Origin of the sequence: Parendozoicomonas haliclonae, assembly GCF_900174585.1 — a bacterium.
Lineage (GTDB): Bacteria > Pseudomonadota > Gammaproteobacteria > Pseudomonadales > Endozoicomonadaceae > Sansalvadorimonas > Sansalvadorimonas haliclonae.
In genome coordinates this window covers 295702-311490 of the sequence record NZ_FWPT01000001.1, presented here as the reverse complement: position 1 = coordinate 311490, position 15789 = coordinate 295702, and the positions used below count along the sequence as shown (strand labels likewise).

The following is a 15789-nucleotide window of genomic DNA, read 5'->3' as shown; positions in this document are numbered from 1 at the left end:
CCCCTCAGTTCTCTGCAAATTCGCAGTTGCCAGTTTCGCGGTGCGGGCAGAACCGGCACGACCACTTGGCGGGCTTGGGAGGGAAATGGGTTTCTGTCGTGAGTGCCAGGGCGCGAAGATTGATACGCTCTTTCAAGCTGTCCATCCGCCCACGGGTGTACGTCTTCTCGAACGTGTCGCCCTTGTCCACGTACAGGAACCGGGACTTGATAAACTCGAGCTTCGGGTAACGGGCAAACGCTCCGAGGGCATACACCATCCCCTGAAACCCGGCTTTCATTGGGTACTTCTTACCGGTTTTCCAGTCGTTAATCTCGGCACTGGTTTCGTCTTCAAAAACCATGATGTCGAGCTTCATCCGACCCCAAGTATCGTCAGCTACCCAGCCGGTAGGTTCCCATTGGGTGTTGTAAGCCCAATCGTCTTCAACGATCACCTTTCCTTCGGCGTAACCTTCACGGAATCGCTTGGCTTCGTCGATGAAATACTTCACCTCGCCCAGCGTGTCTTCTTCCGTGTGCCCCATGACGAAGTTTTCCAACAACTCATGGATACGCGATCCACGCTCCAAAGCCTCGGCGGGAGGCTCCGGGCACTTCTTCACTTTGGACAGGTAAATCCGGTAGGGGCAATCCTCGAAAACCTGAATCGAGGAAACCGACCAAGTGCGAATGTCTCCGCACTGTGGCTCACGTTCCAGAAGCGGGATCTTTTTCGGCTCTGGTGTGTCGGCTATCAACGGAGCTTGTTCAGCGTCCGGGTTAAAGAGCTGCATATTCGCACTGCCTATATTGGTTGTTATCAGTGTTGGGTTCCGCTACTGAGTGCGGCTGCGTGTCGTACCTTGGCATCTTCATCCGGGCACATACGCATTTCGAGTTCCGTCAGATACTTCGCTCTGAGGTCGTCGATGGTGTTCCCCTTCATGTTGAAGTTAATTTCGAGTCCGTTGCGATTAACTCCGTCCCGCTTCACCCCCTTAGCAATGATCCCGTAGTGTTTCAGTATCTTGCCGAACTTCACTGGGTTTTCCGCCTTGCCAATCAGGACGTTGTAGATTGAGCGGAACTCGTCTACAAAAATTCTCTGTTTTTTGGCAGGGTCGAAATCTCTGATCCACGCTTTCAGGTGGTTGTGCGCCGCCCGCGTGTAATCATCATTCATCCCTTTCGGGTGCTGGTCGAGAACCTGCGAGAAGTAATTAAGGTCGCCTTCGTTGATGGCATTCACAAATTCATCGACGGAGGTCTGGGAGGCTTCACGCATGTTGTTCTTGGCCTCGTTGTCGATAACCTCGGTGACCTTCTTCGCGTCCACACACATACTCATTAGCATTGATGCAAACCGTGGAAGTTCTTCGGCTATGACCCCGCTGGCTATGGCATCCACAACTTCCATGCCCCCTTCCTGTTGTCGGATAGGAGTTTCCTGTCGTGGGGCTATGTTGTAACGCCTGTCCGTGTTTTCCAGCTTTACCCCGTCATGGACGTTCAGGAACATCATGTAGTTGGTGTAAAACTCGACCTTTTTATGGTTCTCGCGCATCGCCCGCACCACCCCACTTTCTTCCGTGGTGTAGTTCTTGAGTTTGTTCTGCACGGCATCCCCAGCTTTACCGTCTGGGAATTTCACTTCGTCGATTCCACAGATTAGGCAGGTTTCACGCCAAGCATTGAATTGGTCTTCGATGTTCTCAAGTAGGAGCATCACCGAGTAATTTCGGCTGAACATCGGCTCGATTATCTGCTTGAATAACACGCCTTTACCTGTACCGTTCACTCCCTGAAAAACCCAAACTGTCTGGGTCATCTTCCGTTTCTGGGCGATGAACGCCAACCAGTTAATGAAGTGCTTAAACTCCTGCTCACTCTCCCCGATTACTGAATAGATAACCTTGAAGATTGTTGGGCAAAGCTCCTTAAACTTCATACCTTCCCCATACTCCAAACCCATGTATTCAGCCGGTATCTCTACCGGGTTGCGGAGCATCGGGGGCAGGGAGAACTTGTTTAGGAAGTAGTTCTTTTCATCCAGAACCCTGTCATCTGTGGGCTTGAATGAATACTCCCAGGATGGAACGATTTCAGGCATAAGCCCCCCAAACTGTGTCATCCAGTCACCGAGCACTTCACGCTTGCCGGTCTGGTGCATTTCAATGACCGAGCCACCGTCACGCATATCAATGAGTCCTGTGTGGTAGGAGTCACCAATCTTGTCGCGGAACACAAGCGGCTTGGTGTATTCATCTGCGGAGCTGTCTTCGTCAAACTCCGGTGGAAAGGTGTTCAGGAAGTGGGCGTAAGCGTCTTCGTCGGCGTCCTTGAAGCTGAACGGCTGCTCACCCTTGAAGTTCCACACAATCTCAGGCCGATTCTTCCGAACGTAATACGCCCCAGAATCACCGTTGTTCACGTTCACCCGCACGAAGTCGCCTTCATCAGCAACAACCGTCACAGAAGCCTTCGCCGGGTTCGTGGAGACGTAACAAACCTCACCGTTTACGTCCATCATTGCCCGGACTGACTTCTTGGAGCGTCGAGGGAGGCCGTGTACCTCACGCATAGACTCGAGTTTCTTATCTTCGAGTTTGGATAGCTCCTGCTTCTCGAAGGCCAGCATGAGGTCTTTTACGGCGACTGTGTGCTTCCCTTTCTCGACAAGGAACAAACGTGCTTCCGGTTCGATTGGATCGTCAACGTCATGGAAGACCGGGGGAGCAATGAAAAGCGTCCGCGAGTTCTGGCCTACACATGGATCAATCGGGTAACTCAAAGCCGTGCCCGAAGCCGACAGGTTGATCTGGCCTTTAAACAGGTCGGATATGAAGTTCAGGTGTTTCAGGAACGACTGCCGGACTTGTGGGAGCTGAGGCTTGTCTATCCAAAACTCAATGTGCATCCGAACTTCGTCAGCCTTGATACCCATCTTCGCGCTCGGGTGTCCGATGTAGCTAACCCCATGAAACGGGTCGGGAAGCTGGGACACAATACGTTCGGCTACTGTACGCATATCAGCGACCGTAGCGGGTTCACTCAGGCCGAGGTCAGGGAGGTGGATACCGTCGATGTCCAGAATCAAAGAATGGGTTTCCGCCATCTTCTCGCCCAGCCCTTTACGTGATTCGTTTTTCAGATCACGTTGGAGTGCGCCGATCAGTAGGCAGTTACCAGAGTCCGCATGTTCCCGGTAGATTTCCAGCTTCCTGCGGAGACCTTCTGGGGACACCTCTACTTCGTCCGTATGCGAGGTGACTCTCTTTACCAGTGGGTAGTTCTCTACCTTGTCCGGGTAAATGTTCTTTACGAGGGGGCGACCCTTAGCTGAGAGAAACGTCAGCTTATCCTTGTTCATAGACCCTCCCTCGGTCGTAGCGAGTACGCTCTGTCTCGCTTTTCGTAATCGTCTCTGCAATCCGGGTCGCAGAATGCACCGGTAGGAAGGGGTTCATCACAGTTGTAACAAACCCCTTTCTGCCGCAGTTCTTTTTTCTTATTCGCCAGAGCCACTTGTAATAATTGTTCTGTGTGGTCTGACGCTTGATCCACGATGTCCATTACTCGGTTTCCCAGAGGGGAGAAATATAGGCAGTGACTATATTGCCCCCAACACAAATGTTCAACCGTCCTTGGTGGAGTTAATTTACTTACAGTCCCCGTAGGAGAGAGCTATATCCCCCTCGGCATCCAGTGGTAGGGACTTCGCCCAAGCTGGGGAGGTGGACATAACCTCGACCATTTTTTTCAATGCTGGCTCGGCTTCATTCTCTGGCATAAGCAGAATGATTTCGTCGTGTACCGAGCTGACAACCCGGCCACCGTTCGCCTTAGCCCATGCGCTCATGGTCAGGATCATTTCAGCCATAACCAAGCGAGAGAGTGCCTGAACAATGTTCTCTGTCAGCAGCGCACCATACAGGTTCTTCATGAACTTGCCGTTCCAGTATTGGAACTTGTATGTCCCTGTTTCTTCGTCCTCGATGCACTCGAGACCGGGGTAGGTCAGGTACATGCCGTTCGGCAGCTTCAAACGCTGATGATGTACTTCGATGCAGCCGATGTAATACGGCGTCAGGTTCTTGTTCGCCATATCAATGATGATCTGCTCACACTGTTTCCAGTACCGGGCGATCATGTTGTTCTTGTTACGGTAAGTCCTCACGATTTCGTAACAGGTGTTGGTGTCGAAGAACACGCGGGGGCCACCTAAAGCACCCTGCTTGAGGGTGGTCTGGAATGTCTTGCCGCCCATGCCGTAGCCCAGCCCCAACTCTGCAACCTTACCGATGAAGCCCTCCATCTTGTCAGAGTCGAGCTTTCGGTTGATCGGTCGCCCGTAGATCAGAGAGGCCAGAACATTGTAGAGGTCTTCACCATTGGCGAATGCCTCCACTTTCCACTCTTCCTGCGAGTTCCAGGCGTTCACCCGCCCTTCAATGTTTGAGAGGTCACAAACCACCACCTTCATGCCCGGTGGAGCCATGAGGGACTTACGAATCTCAGAACCACGTTTGAAGTTCTGGAAATTGCACTTGTTTGTCCCGCTCCATCTGCCTGTTCCCGCTCCCCAATAGTTCAGAGGTACGGAAATGGTGTGGTTCTTCTGGTTTTCGGAGTGGGACAGGAGACGGGCGCAGCGGGTCAGCTCACCTTTCGACTGAACAGCCAGTCTTGCTTCCCAGACAGCGGAGAGGTCTGTGTATTTCTCCATCATATCCAGAAACTCTACGTCGCCTTTTCCAAGTGCCGGTTTGATGTTCTGGGGGTTGGCCTTGGTGGGGGCTGGTATCATCGGTACTTCGATACCCCGGTCTTCCAGCCATGCTTTAAACTTCGGGTTTGAGGCCAGAATCTTCTCAGCTTCTTCGAGGCTCAGACCCAGACCGTTCTGTTCGTGGGCGGCAACGATCTTGGCGTTCCGTTCTTCCAGCAGCTTCGTCTGGTAACGCTGTACACGCTCACGATCCACGATGAACGATGGGTTAATGAACCAGTCCAGTGTCTCCGCCAGAACGTCCTGCTCAAACACAGGGAACCACTGATACATTTTCTTGAATGCCTCAAAGCACAGATCAACGTCCTGTATGCAGTAGCCCCCCAGCTTCTTACGCTGCTGGGGTGTAGGCTCAGGGATACCGTCAACCTCTTCCAGCTCCTTCCCCTTACGCATGGTCTCGTCTTTAGGCCAGAGACGTTTAGCCAGATGCTCGAGGCCGTGACGAGCTTGGAACCACAGGCCACGTGAGATTTGCAGGGTACACAGGGCACGTTTGATTTCGCACCCCAAGAGCCAGCTCAGTACCGCACCTTCAAACATGCAGTTATGGGCGAGCAAGGTGTGTTCATTACCGGGGTGGAAGAGTCGGCGCAGTTCAGCCACAGCTTCGTCATGGCCATCTACGTAATATGTGGGCTGGTTATCAATCTTGATGCCGACACCATATAGCTTGAACCGAGGATCAAAGATATATTCCTCATACGTCATGCCTTGTAGGGAATACTTGGTTCCGGGTGTGCCTTTGTTGGCTCGAGAACGGTAGAAAGTTTCTACGTCAACGGTGATGAAACTCATTGTAGTGTCACCTTCTTTTCGGGTGAGTTATGCGTCTTGGCTGCGTGGTGTATTTCCACCCACACTTTCAGAACGTCCGGGGTGTCCATGTTGAACATTCGGAGGAACAGGGCAGCCAGAGCTACGCCTGGGGGTATTTGGTATCGCGTAAAAAGTTCTTCCAGAACCTCGATTGCATCCATGCCAAAACATTGTTGATATTCTGGTGTGAAATGCTCCCCCATTGCTTTTTCAAAATCGGTCATTGCTTAATACCGGATAAAGAAAACCCCTGCCGGTGGTGGGGACAGGGGTTTTCTGTGCGTAGAGTGGTGGTCTACACAGCCTAAGACGACATTGGAAAGTGTGCGACTAGGACTGTGCGATATTACCTGTGCGAATAGTGGGGTTCAAGGGGATGGATATAGTCTATGCCCATAAAATAAATCCGTCCCCCCTTTACCATGTACGTTCGGCATCCACTTATTTTTAAACCTGTCGGGTGTGACTAATCTTTAACCACTCGCGCATTTAAGATGGTGTTGCCGTTGAGGTCGTTCACATGGAACTTATCCTCCGGCTGTAAAGGCCAGCCTTTGAGTTTCTTCACCAACTTCTCAAGCATTGCGGCTACAGCATCGCCAGAGGCCACGTTCGGGATTACATCACCGAACCCGTCCTCAACGACAAAGGCGTCATTGTCGAGGTCTGCCAATTCAATCAGTAGCTTCATGCTCGTCCCCCGGTAGAAGTTTCAGGCCATCAAAGTCTTCGAGCTTGATCCACGTACTTTCGTCCGTGGTGTCGATCATCTTTGACAGGTAGAGACACCCGCCAGCGCAGCGCAACTTTGCATACTGGTTGGTGATTGTCCCTGTCCAATACTCCATCATTCGGAAATGCTCGAATGATCCCCCGCGTTGCCAGTTCTCAGGTGGCAGGACTTCCAGCTTATCCCACCATTCCGCCCGGTCTATCTGCTTCGGTGGGGTAATATACTTCTCACGCTGGGCTTGAAAGAACTCCGCCCAGGTCATCAGCTTGTAGTCGTCCTTTTCTTCGATGTTTGCCTTGCGGCAACTCTCAATGGCAGCTTCCCGGTCAGTGAACGGGTAGCAGAGGAGGTACAGCATCTTGGTGTTGACCACCAGAATCTCGTTCTTTTCTTGTTCTTCTGTCATGGCTCGCCTGTGCGTCCGTGAAGTAATGCTTCGCGTTCGTCATGAGGGCTTCACACTTCTGAATCCCGAGTGCGCTCAGTTCCAGATGCTCCCAGCCCTTCATGACGACGAAGCTCCTACCGCTCTGGTTAAACAAAGGTCTCAAGTGCCGGTTCACCATTGCCTTCTTCACCTTCAACTTCCGCGACAGGCTCTCGAGTGGGAGAGGTTCACCGTGGTCATAGAGAGTGAAAAGGATTGCCAGTTGTAGGCAGTTCAGAGGTGTTCCGATCTTGTGGCTCTGCACTAGGAAAGTGCTGAGTGTTTGAAGTTCGCTTGCCAAAGCGGGTTCCTCGATACTACTTCTGCGAGGGTTGTTAATTACAGTGACGAGGGGCGTACCGCATTGCCCCCGGTCACTGTTATTAAAACTTGGTCATGCAATGAAGAAGTCTTCTTCCTTGCCGTTCATTGTTTTGCCATCCTGCCATGTGAGGCCGATAGCGGAGTCGTTGTCCATACAGACAATCAAGTAGCCCCCAAAGTGGTCGTTTATGACTTCGTAGAGCTGGGACTTCCAGAAGACACGCTTACCGCCCTCGATGGCCTGTTTGATTTCTTCGAGAGTCATACCCGCTTACCTTTATAGAACCGGGGGTAGATGACCCGCTTCACCTTTATAGTCCCGAGGTTATACGGGTCGCCGAAGAGTACGTGGCCAAGGAGGGGGCAACGCTTTATGTCCTTCTTCCCCACCGTCCGTTCGTGGGTTTTGTGGATCACCGTATCGCCCGGTCGGATTTCGGAAATGTGTACCTGTTCTATTTCCATCAGAATAACCAGATGTCGGTTTCTTGGTGGAACCAGCGATTCACCAGTGAGACATAGTTCGCTTGGTGCGCTGCATCGTCGAGCGCGTCATGGTGCGTACCGGCACGGGGCTGGGCGTCCCATTTCGGAGCGCGTTCGTGGTTGTCGGCGATACGGCGAACGGTACGGACACAGTTCTCTGCCCAATACTTCCACGGTACGTCTACGCCGGAGCGGGTGTACATAGCGGTTAATTTAGCGCAGTCGAAGCTCGGCCCCATCCCCCACATGCGGACGTTCTCAACGCCGCCTGCTTCTCTTGCCAGCCCGTTAATGAACGTGTTGATTTCCCCGATCACTCCCCCCTGAGACATCCCAGAGGTCTTGATGTTGTCGATCAGCTTGTTTCTGGCGTGGCTATCCTGCCCCATCCACCACATGACGGTATCTCCGTCCATCTTGCCGCCGAAGTGCTCCGCGCTTTTCGGGTGTATATGGCGTACCAATGCGGCCTTCATGTCGCCAGTACGTATGTCCACCGCGCAAAGGCCAACGCTAACGATCATAGCGTCAGATCCTTTTCCAAATGTTTCAAGGTCGATAAATACATCAATCATTGATGGTGATCCCCACTTCGCAGTCCTTTCCCTTCTGGTATCCGCGAATTGTTGTTATGTGTTCGACCGTGTAGGCCAAGTTATGTGTGAGCAGGTAGTCCTTTACCCGGTCTTCCAGTGACGCACCTGTCGGAACGTATACCCAGACATCGTTTGTCGGGAGTCCTGGCAGGTTCACGAAATGGAACGCTCGCGTGTCGCCTGCATCGTCAAATATGACGAGCATTACCACGGTTATTTTTTTCAAACTCTTTCACCTTTCTCATAGCTTGTTCGTAGGTGAAAACCAGATCGGGGTTGTACCCGGCTGGCGGCTTATCTGTGAGGTAGAGGACGTTGTGGTAGGCTCTCGGTTGGCCTTCTACCCATCCATCGTGGATTTGTTTCAACCCCAGAGCTTTACGGATGCGGTTTGCATTGCCCCGCAGCTCTTGAGTCATACCGCTATAAACAAATGCGCTCACAGGCTCTTTCATTACTGCTCACCGTATGCGGCTTCTATTGGCTTGTTGCAGTGGGCACAGGTCAGGTGGTTACATTCGTAATTGGTGGTTGTCAGCTCCACCTTCCAGCCTGTGTCCGTTCCGTTGCGTATGTCCCACACCGCTTGATAGAAATTTTCCTTAACGCAGTCGAAGTGGAGTCCGTCACCTGATCGCGTTACAAGGTAGAGAGGGTAGCCCCCCGGCCAAGCAAACTGCCCAGCGCGGAGAGTTGCCCGAAGTTGACGACCGTTCTGGATTTCCCGGTAGTGTTTGGCATAGTCGTGTCGCTCTAAACTACCAAAAGATGCAGAACCGTCGTCGTATACATGGTCAGGTTTCCTCCCCTGTACCTTCAAAGTCTCGCTTCCACTGTTCAAGTTTCCCCTCCAAAACTTTGATTTTGTGGTTCGCCCTGATGTGCTTCTCAGAGTCTTCCGTGTACAGCGGATCGTTCGGAGTGCCCATGCGTTTGTACCAACGCTGTAGCTGTTCCAGTTCTTCCTCGGCGACCATGATTTTTATCATCACTGAGCGAATCGCCGTGTACTTTATTTCGCCATCCGACTTTCTGGGCACTTGCCCCAGATGGATTCTGTTCATGTTTCCCGATACCTGCGGAATGTTTTCTGTTGGTTTGTGCTTGGAGCTTTCTTTGCAGCCGACTGAGGGCTTCAACTTCGAGATTCGTAAATACCTGTTCGCCATCGGTGACCGCTGCTTGTACGAGTTCCTGTTGCAGCCTTCTCTTGGTATGTCTCCGGCTGTCGCCGGGTTCTACTTCGATAGTGACTTCATACCCCGCGAGTGGGGTTCCCTCACTCCCGATCTGGGAGTAATAGGTGGCTTTCCCTGCCAACTCGCTCGTTTTGCGGAATGTGAACTGAAAACTTTCACCCTCCCAATAGTGCGTCTTGGGTGCTTTAGTCATTAACCCCCGCCCCCATGAACCTTGAAGTCGTCACCTACGTACAGGTCGAACGAACCGAAATCTTTGGATGCCTTATCCAGCTTGTCGCCAGCATCCCCCCAATCACCGTCCCAGAACCCGGCTCCATGGCCGTTCCGGTTCAGCCAAAAGTCGTGGCCTGCTTGCGAAGCTCCCTGGCCATTGTCGATCAGCTCCCGATTCCCGATATAAAACTCCATACAGTCTTGGTGCATCATTGCGCGGGTGTCTTCGTGTATGTCGTCTATATCGAAAATGTCATCCATCGAATGACCGTCTTCTGTTGTCGATGCCCACAGCGCAGTCTCCATGTACTGCTTGTGGAATTTTTCTATTTCCATGTTTGTTGTTTCCATCCATGACCTAAAGGCTATGGCTTCCATTTAGGTTACAGTCCGAAAGAGCTGCCGGACTGTCTGAGGATTTGGTTTACCTCCTTTACGCATTCTTGATAATCAGGTTGGTCTGGGGCGTCCATTTTTGCCGACTTAAACAGCCATGCTAACTGGTGAACGATCAGGCGAAGTGCCGGGTCTTTTAGCGCGTGTTCTGTGCCGGTGTATCCGTTAGAGTCACGGAGTTCGTCAATCCCCTCCTTGACAGCGTTCAGGAGTGGGTATGGGTTACACGCGCCTTTCTGGGCGAAATAGGCGTTCTTTGCCATGCGAGCTGTTGTCATATTATTGTGTCCCACGGTTCGTACTTTTCTACGAGGTCGCCCCAAGTTCCCAAGAACCAGCGGTTTTTCTCATAGTCGAAAATTATTGTTCTGACGTAGGGGTCTGCCATGTCCACGCACTCGAAGCGGTGGGCGTCGAGGGTGTGTGCGAGTACCGGGCAGACGCGGATGGAGTCGTTAGGTGCTTCCAACGCCTCTTGTAACATTTTGAATTGGATTTCCCGCTTCTTCGGGAGGTGCCAGCAGTCCTTTAGCCAGCTTGCGGTCTGTGGGAATCCTACCCCCGCAGTCAAAGAGAGTTCCACGGCGTTTGCCCCGGTCTTACAAACCTCTCGGATTGATCGAGCCTTGGTCTTGTCAATGCCGAAGAACTCAACCAGCTTTTTTATGCTGGGTGCTTCCGGTGTCATACGTCCCCCTGATGAAAGGCTTCAACCCACTGTCGCTCACAGCACTTACACCGGATACGTTGGTGGGTCTCGTCATCGTGGCGTTCGGACTTCCCTGCCTGTACTTTCTTGCTCCCGCAGTGGGGGCAGATGCACACCCCCGTATCCACGAAGTATTTCATTCGCATCTTCATAGCGCGTAGAACGCCCAATCGTTCCAGTCCGTCTCCTTCTCACTGAGAACGGAGTCTTTCTGTAAACAATGGTGTTTTGCGAGTGACGGTTTGATGTGCTCGATCAGCCACTTCGGGCCAATCAAGTTTGCTGCCGGAACTTCAATGATTTTCAGTGCAGCCGGATACTTGGTGCGGAGGGGTTCGTCCCAAGTGACCGTGATGAAAGGTTTCACGCGCCCGAAAGTCTTGGTGTAGGGGAGGTTCACCATGCGGAGGTATTGGGCGACATCATGGCCTACGTTCTTGTTGTCCAGTGTCCAACCAAGCGTAGGGGCGATTTCCATCAAAATTTCACGAAATTCATCCAATGTTATCTTGGACGTTGTTTCGTCTACCCAACGGTTCACGGCTGGGTGTCGTACACGCTCGAGAAAATAGTCCTTATCTGCCATGAAGAATGCCAGAGTGACTTCGGTCAGGGCGTACAGGTGACCTTTCTGGATTCCCTGTAGTTTAAATGGTAATCGGTCGGTGATATTCATAACTACTCCGATGGCGGATAGTAATATGTGTCTGAGTAATATTGGAATAGGTGGTGATAATATTTAGGCAAAAATGCCTAGTTAGTTTTCCCACCCCAGAACACCAGTAAACGCCTGTAGTTCTCCTTGTCTTTGATACGGGCGTCCAAAGACGCCCTTTTAAACTGAGCTTTACACCATTCAACCGGTGACATTTCTTACCTTTTTGCTTGTGGTCAATATATAGGGGCTGCCTATACTACCACTTAAAGGGCTTGGCGTATGATTCCCCGGATTTGTTTGTGGATTAGCGAGTCCTCTTCCAGCAGGTCGTTTACCTTTTGCTCTATCTGTTCGTCTATGTCCGTTTGTGTCAGCATGTGTTCGCCGACATCGAGGCCATCATTCACCGACTTTGCGAAGGCCGGGTTAGCTGTCACAGCTTCAAAGACTGTCTGACGGAACAGTCGGTGGTCGCGGAACGCCTGCATCACGGACTCGTTGAAGTCCGGGTGGGTAATCAGCGCGGTGGTGAAGTCGTCGATATGGCTTTCTACCATGATCTTCTTGATGTACTCACTCACCATGTCGTCATGTAGGATGAAGTGTCGGGCGTTCTCTTTCAGTTCTTCGTTGTCTTTGAATGAAAGAGTGCCTACTTTGGCCTTGGCATCGAGGTACGCCCGCTCTGCCATAGCGTCCATGATTTCCTTGACCTGATGGTCGGTCGCCAGGAAGTTACGGAACGTGTCAGCAGCGATACCTTCATCAATGGAACGCTGGATCACATCACCGGGGCGGCGTGTTTCCATGTATTTCGCAATGCGGCTATCAATGAAGCCTGCCAGCCAGTTCTGGGCGGCTTGAAATAAGGAGATTTCTTGAGACATTACTATCACTTCCTGTAGTGAGTGTTGTTATTGTTACCAGCGAGAGCCGTACTTACGGTTTTCTTCGTACTCGTCTATCTGGTCTTCGAGCTTCTTTGCCAGCTTCGCAGCCACCCGGAAGGGGTCTTGGTCGCGCTGGGCTGCACTAACCACCTTTACCCATTCATCATCCCCAAGCTCCGGGTAGTGCTCTACCAGTTGCTCGGCGTCCTGAACGTCCAGATCGGTGTTCGAGGTCAGAAGCATCACGGTTGAGTCATAAGAGGGCATTATCTTCCCCATCTACAACAGAGGTCATGGATTCCTGCACTTGCTCGTTGTCCCAAGCCCCGGCGTTCTTTATATCCTCACGCACAGCTCTCCAAGCTACACGTTTCAGTTCGTCCGGGTCTTGAAGAACATGATCCTCAACCTCGATGCTGACGTAGTGGTGACGGGTCAGTGTTTCCGTTACACAGGCTGTTATTGTTTTCATGTTCCCCCCAGCTCAATAGCGGCTTGTCGGGCACGTTCACACATCGCAGCGTCAAACCATCCGAAATGACACTCAGCCACCGGTATTTGCAGCTTGGCGGCGAGCTTCGCGTAGGCTTCGTTCCGGCTCATTCGACCGGAGCGGTGCAGGTCTTCAAATGGGGGCTTGCAACGCTTACGTGCTTCCCGTGTCGCCTGATCCGCCAGCGTCCCGAGTGGGATACTGGTGAACGGGTGCAGACCTACGTAGGCATGGCAGCTCGTACAGCGGTACACGTAAGGCCAGTTGCCATACGAGCGACCGTAGAGCTGGTCGTGGTGCTGCAACTCCACGGTGTCCTTACCGCAGCAGTTACAGGTGGTCGGGGCGGGCAGTGGGTTCTTCACCCGTTCCGTTGCCCGCCGACTGGGGTTCCAAGGGGAGACTCGTTCTTTCTTCATACGTACTCCGGGTAAGCATCTGGAAGCTCAGACCGTACCCATTTCAGGGTGTAGTCCTTCTTTTCGTCCGTGTACTTGTCCCCCGCCCCGTCCATGAGGTCAGAGAGCGTATCAATCAGGGTGTCTGGGTCGTAGTCGTAAACGTCTTCAATCTCAGAAGCTACGTCCAGCTCGTCTTCGTCCACCGTTACCCGGCAGTAGAGGGGAGCGTTCCAGATCAGCTTGTCGATATGGTCTCCCGTGGCCTTGATCCCCAGACCATTCTCGCCCTGAATCTCTACCAGAACCTCGGGCGGAATAATCACCTCGGCGTGATCCCCCTGGGAGTATCCGGTGGAGTGGTGCGTGTGCCAGAGCGGGAGGTAGTTATCCTCCATGAACTCGCAGTACGTATCGTGGTCGTAGAAATGAGTTTCCACCGCGTCCAACATATCTTCCTGACTGATGGTTCTCAGCGGCTCCCCAAGAATCAGTTCCCGGAGCATCGCTTTGGCAGTAGTTAGGTCGCGGTCTTCCCCGCAGTGGTGATCCAGCAAATCCTTGAACACCTGCTTGGCGCCGGGGTAATCGAACGTCTTGCGGAAGTCGTGCGGGTTGTAATCAAACTGGCCTGTGTAGATCAGCACCGTCTTGTCACGGAAACCCTTTGCCTTGTAACGTTCACTGCGAGTCAGCGATTCGTTGAACCAGACCTGTGCCGTATCCGTACACCAGAAACACGACATTTCGACGTTAATCCCGGTGCTGGACATATCAAAGTTGTTGGCGAATGCGCTCATCGTGCTATGGCCTCGATCAGTTCTTCTTCTGTATGGATCGGGCTTCCTGCCGTGAACATATCAATGTCGTGGGTGTCCCGCTCAACATGACAGCCTTCCTCTGGCTTCACGGTTGAGAGGTTCACGTTCACACTGCCTTTTACACAGTGCCAGTAGTAACCGGGGCGGTGTTCAAAAACTATAACCTCGCATCGGTGGCCTCGATGGTTCCCGTAGAAGCCGGTCACCGTGTATGATCCCCCGCTTGGCATCGCGTAGCCCTCTTATTAGATTGTTGTCACGGAAATGTTCGTCGAACCACGCATGATCGTCCGTGAAGTATTTGATCTGGTGGTTTGGTGCGTACAGGCTCGGTACAGTGATCGCCTCCCCGTCACTGCCGGTTATTGGGTAAAACTCACCCGCACTAAAGGCCAGTGTTCCGCAGTTCTTCATGCGGACGTCTTTGGTGCAGCGCACGTAGCCCAAGAGAGGGCGTTCACCCTGAATGAGTTCAGCCATCTTCTGGGTCGTCCTTTGTGAAGTAATTGTGGAGCTGGCTCTTGTAGAAGTAGTGCGGGTCTCCCTGTTCATCACGCAGGGCGATAAGGTGGGAGTTTGGTGGACTAACCATTACCGGGTACGCTTTTCCCTTGATGAAAGCGACCTCTTTGGTGTCCTCCATCACTACCTCTGTGTGGCAGTATTGGATTGAGCCATCTTCACTCACTGTTCTATGACCTCTCTGCTATCCCCAGGGAACAAAATTTCAAGGACGGAAGTCTCCCAATAGAAGACACCGCAATGCTGAACCGGGGAGTAGTCCAACCCTCGTTCGGTGATACCGAATCCATCACCATCTACATCAAGTAGGCCAGCCGTGCAGAGCAAGTCGTACATTTCCGGCTGGGTCTGGTTATAAGCTCTGCCTATACTGGCAGTCGAATAAAGACGCCCTCGAACGAGGTCTTTTATTAGGTGCTTACCGCCATTTGATCGGGTAGCCATAAACGTGTCCCCCATCCTTGTAGATTGTGTTCAGTTTCCCGAACCCGTGCTTGGTCAGCGCATCCTGTACCTGTCGCGGTGTGGTTCCTGACTTCGGGTAGATGACGTTGTAAATATCGGTCAGCTCCCCAAGAGTCACCTTCGTAATGACCCCGTGTGAGGCATCCATTACCCAGCCATCAGTCAGGTGCTTAACGTGTGCGTAGGCGGAGGTCTCGAGATTCACCGCACTGGTCAGGAAGTTCATGATGAATTGCAGATCGCCAGCCTTAACAATGCGGCAGAAACCCATGAGAGTCGGGCGGGTGTCAGGCTCCACAGTAGGCTCTGAGCCGGTCTCTATGGTCTCCTGCTCTGGCTTCAAGGCGATGATGGAAAGCATCAACTCTTCCTGAAACTCTTCCTTGTTGGGGGCGTGGAGACCCACACGATCCAGCACAGAGAGGACTTCACCAGCCAACCGGATTTTCTGGTTCAGGGACATAGAAGGCAGGGGTTGGTTATTTTTTATACAAGTGAGGACAGTCTCGATCATAGGTAAACGACCATTGTTGTTTGATTTTGTGTTGTTACCGGGCGGGGAGTCTATATTGGCAGTACCAATATTGGAAGGAAAAAAGGTAGAGGGTAGAGGATAGAATTTCATCCTCTACCCCATCCTCTACCTTTTTAAACCGCTCTAGACCGGGGGCTACAGCCAGATTTAGCCAAAAAGGTAGAGGGTAGAGGATAAATCAACTTGCTACAGGAAAATGTCGGAACTTTTAAATCCCGACATTTTCAGTCCGAACCTTGGTTCATCCTCTACCCTCTACCTTTTTGGTGTTTTTAGGCAACGAACCGCTCTAGCTCGCGGGTTGTAGAGGGTAGAGGATGGGGTAGAGGATG

General features: G+C 52.2%; 23 protein-coding genes. 2 read left to right on the top strand and 21 right to left on the bottom strand.

All coding sequences use genetic code 11. The features are described from left to right. Positions 1-4 precede the first annotated feature (4 nt). The 10 genes from EHSB41UT_RS01515 to EHSB41UT_RS01445 all read right to left on the bottom strand — a co-directional run bounded on the left by EHSB41UT_RS01515 (position 5) and on the right by EHSB41UT_RS01445 (position 9219). Positions 5-775, bottom strand: a complete 771-nt coding sequence (locus EHSB41UT_RS01515; protein WP_087106205.1) for a RecB family exonuclease — start codon at positions 773-775, stop codon at positions 5-7. 26 nt (positions 776-801) lie between these two features. After that, entirely contained in the window at positions 802-3351 is a 2550-nt protein-coding gene (locus tag EHSB41UT_RS01510) for a primase-helicase family protein (protein WP_087106204.1), read from the bottom strand. A 288-nt stretch (positions 3352-3639) separates the two neighbouring features. Beyond that, a complete protein-coding gene (locus tag EHSB41UT_RS01500; protein ID WP_087106201.1) occupies positions 3640-5568 on the bottom strand; it encodes a DNA polymerase in 1929 nt (642 codons plus the stop codon). Beyond that, a complete protein-coding gene (locus EHSB41UT_RS01495) occupies positions 5565-5813 on the bottom strand; it encodes a hypothetical protein (RefSeq protein ID WP_087106199.1) in 249 nt (82 codons plus the stop codon). Before EHSB41UT_RS01495 ends, EHSB41UT_RS01500 begins: the two co-directional genes overlap by 4 nt. 242 nt (positions 5814-6055) lie before the next feature. Continuing rightward, complete coding sequence (locus EHSB41UT_RS01490; RefSeq protein ID WP_087106197.1) at positions 6056-6280, bottom strand: hypothetical protein; 225 nt, start codon at positions 6278-6280, stop codon at positions 6056-6058. Continuing rightward, positions 6264-6728 carry a hypothetical protein gene (locus tag EHSB41UT_RS01485; RefSeq protein ID WP_087106195.1) on the bottom strand — a complete coding sequence of 155 codons (465 nt, stop codon included), beginning with the start codon at positions 6726-6728 and terminating at the stop codon, positions 6264-6266. Before EHSB41UT_RS01485 ends, EHSB41UT_RS01490 begins: the two co-directional genes overlap by 17 nt. Positions 6729-7143: 415 nt before the next feature. Further along, positions 7144-7338, bottom strand: a complete 195-nt coding sequence (locus EHSB41UT_RS01475; protein ID WP_087106191.1) for a hypothetical protein — start codon at positions 7336-7338, stop codon at positions 7144-7146. 199 nt (positions 7339-7537) lie between these two features. Then, entirely contained in the window at positions 7538-8134 is a 597-nt protein-coding gene (locus EHSB41UT_RS01465; RefSeq protein WP_087106187.1) for a 3'-5' exonuclease, read from the bottom strand. 209 nt (positions 8135-8343) lie between these two features. After that, a complete protein-coding gene (locus tag EHSB41UT_RS01455; RefSeq protein ID WP_087106184.1) occupies positions 8344-8610 on the bottom strand; it encodes a hypothetical protein in 267 nt (88 codons plus the stop codon). 339 nt (positions 8611-8949) lie between these two features. Beyond that, positions 8950-9219: a hypothetical protein gene (locus EHSB41UT_RS01445; RefSeq protein WP_087106180.1), complete on the bottom strand. Its 270-nt coding sequence runs from the start codon at positions 9217-9219 to the stop codon at positions 8950-8952. Between the two features lie 52 nt (positions 9220-9271). On the opposite strand from EHSB41UT_RS01445, the gene EHSB41UT_RS01440 reads away from it, so the two are divergent. Continuing rightward, positions 9272-9550: a hypothetical protein gene (locus EHSB41UT_RS01440; RefSeq protein WP_133060351.1), complete on the top strand. Its 279-nt coding sequence runs from the start codon at positions 9272-9274 to the stop codon at positions 9548-9550. Here EHSB41UT_RS01440 and EHSB41UT_RS01435 read toward each other — a convergent pair. The 10 genes from EHSB41UT_RS01435 to EHSB41UT_RS24915 form a co-directional block, all read right to left on the bottom strand. Next, entirely contained in the window at positions 9547-9906 is a 360-nt protein-coding gene (locus EHSB41UT_RS01435; RefSeq protein ID WP_133060350.1) for a hypothetical protein, read from the bottom strand. The two genes, EHSB41UT_RS01440 and EHSB41UT_RS01435, sit on opposite strands and share 4 nt — an antisense overlap. A 47-nt stretch (positions 9907-9953) precedes the next feature. Then, entirely contained in the window at positions 9954-10229 is a 276-nt protein-coding gene (locus EHSB41UT_RS01430) for a hypothetical protein (protein ID WP_133060349.1), read from the bottom strand. A gap of 11 nt (positions 10230-10240) precedes the next feature. Continuing rightward, entirely contained in the window at positions 10241-10654 is a 414-nt protein-coding gene (locus EHSB41UT_RS01425; protein ID WP_087106172.1) for a hypothetical protein, read from the bottom strand. Between the two features lie 169 nt (positions 10655-10823). Continuing rightward, the gene (locus tag EHSB41UT_RS01420) at positions 10824-11351 is read right to left on the bottom strand and encodes a hypothetical protein (protein WP_087106170.1); all 528 of its coding nucleotides are present in this window, start codon (positions 11349-11351) and stop codon (positions 10824-10826) included. A gap of 245 nt (positions 11352-11596) precedes the next feature. Beyond that, on the bottom strand, positions 11597-12220 hold the full coding sequence (locus tag EHSB41UT_RS01415; protein WP_087106168.1) for a hypothetical protein: 624 nt from the start codon (positions 12218-12220) through the stop codon (positions 11597-11599). 33 nt (positions 12221-12253) lie between these two features. Next, positions 12254-12490: a hypothetical protein gene (locus EHSB41UT_RS01410; RefSeq protein WP_087106166.1), complete on the bottom strand. Its 237-nt coding sequence runs from the start codon at positions 12488-12490 to the stop codon at positions 12254-12256. Beyond that, positions 12477-12695 (bottom strand): hypothetical protein, encoded by a 219-nt coding sequence (locus tag EHSB41UT_RS01405; RefSeq protein WP_087106165.1) that lies wholly within the window; start codon positions 12693-12695, stop codon positions 12477-12479. Before EHSB41UT_RS01405 ends, EHSB41UT_RS01410 begins: the two co-directional genes overlap by 14 nt. Further along, positions 12692-13135, bottom strand: coding sequence for a zinc-finger-containing protein (locus EHSB41UT_RS01400; protein ID WP_087106163.1), 444 nt, complete (start codon positions 13133-13135; stop codon positions 12692-12694). The genes EHSB41UT_RS01405 and EHSB41UT_RS01400 overlap by 4 nt, the downstream gene beginning before the upstream one ends. Next, positions 13132-13914 (bottom strand): hypothetical protein, encoded by a 783-nt coding sequence (locus EHSB41UT_RS01395; protein ID WP_087106161.1) that lies wholly within the window; start codon positions 13912-13914, stop codon positions 13132-13134. Before EHSB41UT_RS01395 ends, EHSB41UT_RS01400 begins: the two co-directional genes overlap by 4 nt. Continuing rightward, entirely contained in the window at positions 13911-14039 is a 129-nt protein-coding gene (locus EHSB41UT_RS24915) for a hypothetical protein (RefSeq protein ID WP_278248133.1), read from the bottom strand. Before EHSB41UT_RS24915 ends, EHSB41UT_RS01395 begins: the two co-directional genes overlap by 4 nt. A gap of 160 nt (positions 14040-14199) precedes the next feature. On the opposite strand from EHSB41UT_RS24915, the gene EHSB41UT_RS24420 reads away from it, so the two are divergent. After that, positions 14200-14436 carry a hypothetical protein gene (locus EHSB41UT_RS24420; RefSeq protein WP_133060348.1) on the top strand — a complete coding sequence of 79 codons (237 nt, stop codon included), beginning with the start codon at positions 14200-14202 and terminating at the stop codon, positions 14434-14436. Positions 14437-14875: 439 nt separating this feature from the next. Here the strand turns inward: EHSB41UT_RS24420 and EHSB41UT_RS01385 are convergent, their stop codons facing one another. Beyond that, complete coding sequence (locus tag EHSB41UT_RS01385; protein WP_087106157.1) at positions 14876-15547, bottom strand: hypothetical protein; 672 nt, start codon at positions 15545-15547, stop codon at positions 14876-14878. Positions 15548-15789: the final 242 nt, after the last annotated feature.